The organism is Candidatus Woesearchaeota archaeon, assembly GCA_021734105.1.
GTDB lineage: Archaea > Nanobdellota > Nanobdellia > Woesearchaeales > SKGA01 > SKGA01.
On record JAIPJP010000013.1, the window covers coordinates 25,237 to 31,349 of the forward strand.

A 6,113-nucleotide genomic window follows, 5' to 3' on the forward strand; every position below is an offset into this window, starting at 1 on the left:
TCATATTTCTTTCTTTATGTTATTTTATCTCGATTACAACATCGATCAACCACTCAAGTAGAGGGGTTTTTTCTTCAGGAGGAAAGTTTGATATCACAAACATATTTCCACCACTCGCTGAGTCAAATATACCTATCTCAGAGAAGTCATGTCCATTGGCTTCTCCTGAACCAAGAAAGCACTCTACATCCATGCTTAGAGTTTCTTCATCAATTGCATTATCGGTAATTACTTTCCTGAACTTCTCATCTCCAAGATTCTCTGCAAACTCAGATTCACTTGATGAATCTGTACCTAACCCGAAGTGAGAGATTTGCCCTTGCAGTAATTCCAAGATCTGCTTTTTTCCTTTCTTAGTTACTCCCATCTTTTACCTCTATTCGATTGAAATTGTGTATTGGTACACTATCTTGATGTAGCTTGTTTTGTTTACTCCTTGATGCAAGAATCTTGAGAACATAGTTCCATCTGCAAAGAATAAACCTATCTCAGATAGTGTTTGCCCATTACCTTCTGCAAAGTCCACTGTTAATTGATATTTCATCTCTTTTACAGTTGGATAACCTACAGAATCAAAGACCTTAGTTGTAACACCTGTTGTAAACTCAACAGGACTCTCTAAACCTGAGTCTGATCCTGTTGGTGGATTTAGTCCCACCCCCATTCTAAAATATTCAATCAGACTAGTGTATGCTCCATTGACATGCTTTATGAGTGCTTCAATCCCTAAATCTACAACTTTGTTATGTGTCATGCTCTCGATGACTTTGCCATCTTTATTGATGACGCTAATATTTACAGTTCCTTTTGCTTTGAGTGTATCTTTTTTTCCTACCATGTTGCCACGCTCCATTGTGATTTTGTGTTTATGAGAGCAAGACCATTGTCCAAGTTGTTTGTACTCTCAAAACCAATTCTTTCATTTATTGTCAGCAATTCTTCCTCAGTTTTCTCCTGAATACTTTCTTGAGGTGCTGGTTGTTCGAACTTAATCCATCCTTCTTTGCCCCATACTTTGAGACTCCAACCTTTGAACTCGTTTGACCAAGTTAGATCAACGTTCATTCTATCTTTAGAAACCAAATCATCCTTAGCAGTTCTCTGCTTTAGGTCTTGTTGAACAAGATCTGATGGGATGTTACCCCAATCATCTTTATTCCAACCTCTGATGCTCCAAAAGAAACCATCTGTTAATGGATTGAATTCCATTGATAGTTTGTCCTGTGCTACAAGATTATCATGTATTTCTTTCATAATATCTTTTTCTGTTTCTACATACTCAATTTCAGGACTTCTGCTCCACTTAGATCTACTAAATACAAGTTCTTTGTCTAAGAATTCTAAGAAGTCATAAGCCATGTTTAGCTTGTCTTTTGTTTTGATAAGATCTTCAGCATATTTATCATGTTGAGATATTTTTGAACTTATTTCTATACCTGATCTACTCCATGTGTAATTCATGCTCCACATTGGCTTTTCTATGGAGAAGTCAAGACCAAAGCTTGTTCTGTCTCTAAATTCAAGATTATCAAATGATTCTTTATCATGGATTTGCTGAATAGGTCCTGCTTCTGCAATCTTTCGAGTGAAACTCATCTTAGACCAATAAGGTGGGCTTCCACCTTGTAGACTCCAGATAGTTGCATCACTATAATTTGGATCTACTGAGAGATTCATAGAAAGTTTATCATATTCATATCTTAATTCATCAATGACTTCTTTAAGCATTGTTGGAGTTGGTACAATAAGCTCTCTTGGTTTATTCCATGAATCTTTAGTGTATTGTCCTAATGACCAAATCATGATCTTATCTAATTCAGGACTAAAAAATATTTCGAGAGTTAATGCTTCATCATGGATTGTTTGGAATTCACTAGCAAACATATCTTTGTCTCCTGATTCAAAGAATGTTTCCCACGAAGTGTTTCCGTAAATACCCCAGTCTAAATTATTCCAGCTTCCTTCTTTACTCCAGCTGAAACCTGGTGGGAGTAATCTTTTTCTTGCACTAATTCTTTTGATCTTTACTGTAATAGTTTCTTCAAACTTCATTAATTTGGTAACTATCTCCACGTCTCCTTTGAGAACTTCTTCTAATTGCTTCAATCTCAAAATAATATCTTTAAGCATGTTAGTTCCAGATTGTTGAGTTTGTGCTAATTTAAGTGAAGAATTAAATCCATCAGTCTTTGAGAAACTATAACTACATTCAAGAACCTGCATTGCATTGTTAATTTGCTTTTCAGAATCTTTTAGAGTGATTACATCTCCAACATCAAACTCAGTACTTGCTGGAGCATCCGCTTCTGCAATAAAAACTGGTTTACCAAATTGTTTAATATATTCTTTCGCATACTTCTGTGCTTCTGCCTTATCACTGATATTCTTATTCTTAATGATCTTGACTTTCTCTCCATACTTATTAATCGAAGCGAAATCAGAAGATTCAACTTTGATAGGAATATCATAAGCATATCCAATTTCAATTACTGCATTTTCAGGAGGGGCTACTTTTAGGGTGATTTTCTTTTCATAGTAATCAACATAAAACTCAGGATTTTGAGAAATACCTTCGACGCCCCCATTTAAAGGAACTCCATCAACAGTCACTCTCACGTTATGTGGTCTAAAAATCAAATAGAAATCCACTAATTCTCCAGTCCCTAAGAAATTCTGTTGTGTTGAAAATTCTTTTTGATCTCCTTGAACAATAACTCTATTAGCCATTTGGCTTTTATCTTCAATGAAAATTAATCCCTTAAGATTAACTCCTCTTTCAAGAACAAAGTCAGACTCAATACTATTTCTTTGCTTACAATGAAATATTATATTGCCTTCTCCGTCACTTGTAACCCAAAAATCAGCACCGATAAGATTAGCAAGATAATCTATAATCTCATGAATGGGTTTATCTTCAAATGCGATACTATCAACTATGAACTCATGATCATCAAAAGTATCATCAGTCCATGAATATTCAGGAATTTTAACTGAAAGAACATGCTTGATAATATCTATTGCTTTTGTATTACTAAATGCAAATGTGGCAACTCTATTAAGCATGAAAACAGAATAATCTTCTGCTTCCACGTCGAAATCTTCATTCGTATTTGTTTTTTTAATGTTCTTAATCAAACCATCAAAGTAAAGTTTTAAGTTTTCAGAATCATAACCTGCAAGGACTTTAATCTTAGCTGAAGAATCAAAAGATTGTATATATTGTAAAGCGTTGTAATCAAAGTTTAATGATGCAGTATCTGTTTGTGAAGTCACACTTTTTACTGCATCCCATTTAGTGATGAATCTACTTATGTCTTGCCACCCATTGCCTATGTCTACATAGATCTTGTTTAATGGTTTGTGCGTTTGAATCATCTTGGATCTTAATTATTGAATTGACTGAGTGTAATAGTAAACTCCCAAGGTTCTCCTCCTGTTTCAGGGATACTAATTTCTGTTATCACATAATGTCCATCAAGAGCAGGTTCATATCCTTCAGTATCAAAGTAAACAATAGTTCCAGCTAGAGCAAGATTTCTAAGAATTGTTTTGTTATCTGCTTTCGTTGGTTGCAGTCCTAATAATTTGCCTGTAAGAAGAACGTCGCCATCACCTGATCCCATAAAGTGTTTTATATTTCCTGCTCTATTTGGAATCTCATGAGTAACCCATACAATTTTATCAGTAGTTTCTAAAGTAACAACTGCTTTTTCTTCATTGTCAAATACAAAGAGATCTATACTTTTATCTTGACTTGTTATTTTCATAATCTTACTAAACCTCCAAGTTTATTAGCAATAAACGCATCAATTTCTGAGAATAATCTCTGTTTGTCAGTTTCACTTGAAGTGTTAAGATTCTCTATATTGACATTGAATCCACCAGCATCTACAGTTACAGGAGACTGAGGTATTATAGCTCTCTCTAGCTGAAGCTTATCCAGTTTAACATTAGAGAATTGGGCAAGTTTTGGAATGTTGACTCCTTTGTAGAGAGTCTCAGTTCTGTAAGTGGTTTTAGTTCTTGATCTTCCTTTACTGTCAGTATATGATCTTGTGCTTTTATGAGTTCTAGTAATGTCTCTGGCTAATATATCTGCAGCTCGATTATATTCAGAAATTAATCTGTTAATTATTGATACTAGATTATTATAAAATATTTCTAGATTATTCTGCATACTATTGACTACAGTTTCTGTAATGTCTGCAATCATGTTGAATGTAGATTGCCATCCACCAACAAATATTCTGTAAATATTTGTTGCTAATTTCAAGAAGAATGGTGGAACTGATTTTAGCACAAACAAGTTTCTCAAGAAAGCTGAAATAAATGTTTTCAATGCTTCATTCATAGTTGTAAAAATAGGTAAAATATTTTGTTGAAAGATTCCAGATAATTCCTGCATCCCACTAGCCAAACCTGTAAAGAAGAATTTACCAAAATCTCTCCCTTGCTGAGATGCTTGTTCAGGACTTGGAAATACTGACATAATATCTGATTTTATTGAAGATATTGCATCAGGATCTCTAAACGGAGCAGAGTAATTTTCCATAGAAGTAAATCCAAAGTCTGATGCTTGGATACTTGCTTCTTTAAATGGATCTACTGCCGAAGCTGTAATAGCATCACTGTTTGTAGACATTGCTTCAATTGCTGAACTTGAGAATCCTAAACCAGCAGTATTTCCTTCATTTATTCCTGGTAAAAATGATTGAGTTGCTTGAATGCCATGTATTGCTGTTGGTGCTTCCGTTAAGACATCTTGTGTTTCTTTAATTTTGTCAACTGTCTTCTCAGCTTCTTTACTGAATCCTAAAAGATTACCAAGTACATTCTTATCTATTTTGAAATTTTTATCAATTACTTTGTTAAGTAAAGGAATCTTTTTCGCTATATTTACGACTTCATTAATTAGATCTATGAATATATTTATGATTGAATCAATTGCACCTATGAATGATTTAAGAATAGATATTCCAATCTTTTTAGCTACTTCTCCAACTCCTTTAAATGCAGAAAATCCCTCTGTTTTAAATCTCCTAAATGCGTCTTGGAAAGCAAAGCCAAGTTCAACAATACCTGCAATGATTGTGGCTACAAAATTGATTATTGCTCCAACTGCTTTTAGTAAACTTCCAAGAATAGTTAATGCAATTCTTAATGGAGCAAGCATAAGAGTAACTGCACCTTTGATTATCTCTCCAGCTTTAAGCCCCTCATCTCCAGATCTTCTAAGTCCTTCTGCAAAAGGATGAATAACTGAGGCTACCAATGCACCCAAGATCTTGCCAAGTCCATTGAAAGTGTCTTTGATACCCTCCCAAATTGGTTTAAGCATTCCACCAATATCGATAAGGTTTTCTTTTAATGCAGACCCAACAGCTTTGAGAACTGTCCATATAGCTCCGAAAATTGTTTTAAAATCATCTCCTAGTCCTAAGAAATTCTGTCTCACTTGATTAATAAATCCGATAACTGTTCCAATCACAGCAACCACAATACCTGCAGCTACACCTGCACTTACACCTAAAGCAGACCCAATAGCAGAGAATACTCCACCTATTGAAGATCCAAGACCCCCAAGTTTTCCAAGAAGTCCTGCAGTTCCAGCTGTTGTCTTTGTTGCAGTTGCACCTACCCCTGTGATCTTTCCAATAATACCCCCCAAAGATCCTCCAAGTTTTCCTGCTCCACCAATCAGTCCAGAGATTGCTTTTCCTGATCCAATAACTGATGATATTAAGAATCCAAATACACTCGCTACTTTTCCACCAATGTAGAATAAAGGACCTAAAATGGGAGATAGTAAAACAAAGCCAGTAGCAACTGCACCAATAGTAGGACCTAATTTTTCAAGGACACTTCCAATTCTCTTAAATGCCTTACTAGCATTTTCTATAAGGTCTGAATTTAATACTCTAGTTATAAGTTCAGCCCCACCTTTAACCATGCTCCCAAGTATTCTTCCAAAGACTACTCCAAGATTACCTGCTTCGTTTTGAATTATTCCAAAGTTTCTTACAAATGCATTCTTTAGATTATCAATTATTTCAGGCGTAAATACTTGAGAAAAACCTGTTTTAATTCCTTTAAAGAAATTCCCAATAGTTTTG

5 protein-coding genes are annotated in these 6,113 nt (G+C 34.8%); all 5 read right to left on the bottom strand.

What is annotated here, in order from left to right; all coding sequences use genetic code 11:
• Positions 1 to 19: 19 nt before the first annotated feature.
• A complete protein-coding gene (locus tag K9M74_03315; GenBank protein MCF7798907.1) occupies positions 20 to 367 on the bottom strand; it encodes a phage tail protein in 348 nt (115 codons plus the stop codon).
• A gap of 9 nt (positions 368 to 376) precedes the next feature.
• Positions 377 to 838, bottom strand: coding sequence for a hypothetical protein (locus K9M74_03320; protein MCF7798908.1), 462 nt, complete (start codon positions 836 to 838; stop codon positions 377 to 379).
• Positions 832 to 3,375, bottom strand: a complete 2,544-nt coding sequence (locus tag K9M74_03325; protein MCF7798909.1) for a hypothetical protein — start codon at positions 3,373 to 3,375, stop codon at positions 832 to 834. The genes K9M74_03320 and K9M74_03325 overlap by 7 nt, the downstream gene beginning before the upstream one ends.
• Positions 3,376 to 3,383: 8 nt before the next feature.
• Positions 3,384 to 3,767: a hypothetical protein gene (locus K9M74_03330; protein MCF7798910.1), complete on the bottom strand. Its 384-nt coding sequence runs from the start codon at positions 3,765 to 3,767 to the stop codon at positions 3,384 to 3,386.
• A partial coding sequence (locus K9M74_03335; protein ID MCF7798911.1) for a hypothetical protein occupies positions 3,764 to 6,113 on the bottom strand: 2,350 nt, incomplete at its 5' end. The genes K9M74_03330 and K9M74_03335, both read right to left, overlap by 4 nt.

Excerpts from the sequence above, each read along its gene's own strand:
- K9M74_03315 (MCF7798907.1), bottom strand. The coding sequence starts at position 367 with ATGGGAGTAACTAAGAAAGGAAAAAAGCAGATCTTGGAATTACTGCAA.
- K9M74_03320 (MCF7798908.1), bottom strand. The coding sequence starts at position 838 with ATGGTAGGAAAAAAAGATACACTCAAAGCAAAAGGAACTGTAAATATT.
- K9M74_03325 (MCF7798909.1), bottom strand. The coding sequence starts at position 3,375 with ATGATTCAAACGCACAAACCATTAAACAAGATCTATGTAGACATAGGC.
- K9M74_03330 (MCF7798910.1), bottom strand. The coding sequence starts at position 3,767 with ATGAAAATAACAAGTCAAGATAAAAGTATAGATCTCTTTGTATTTGAC.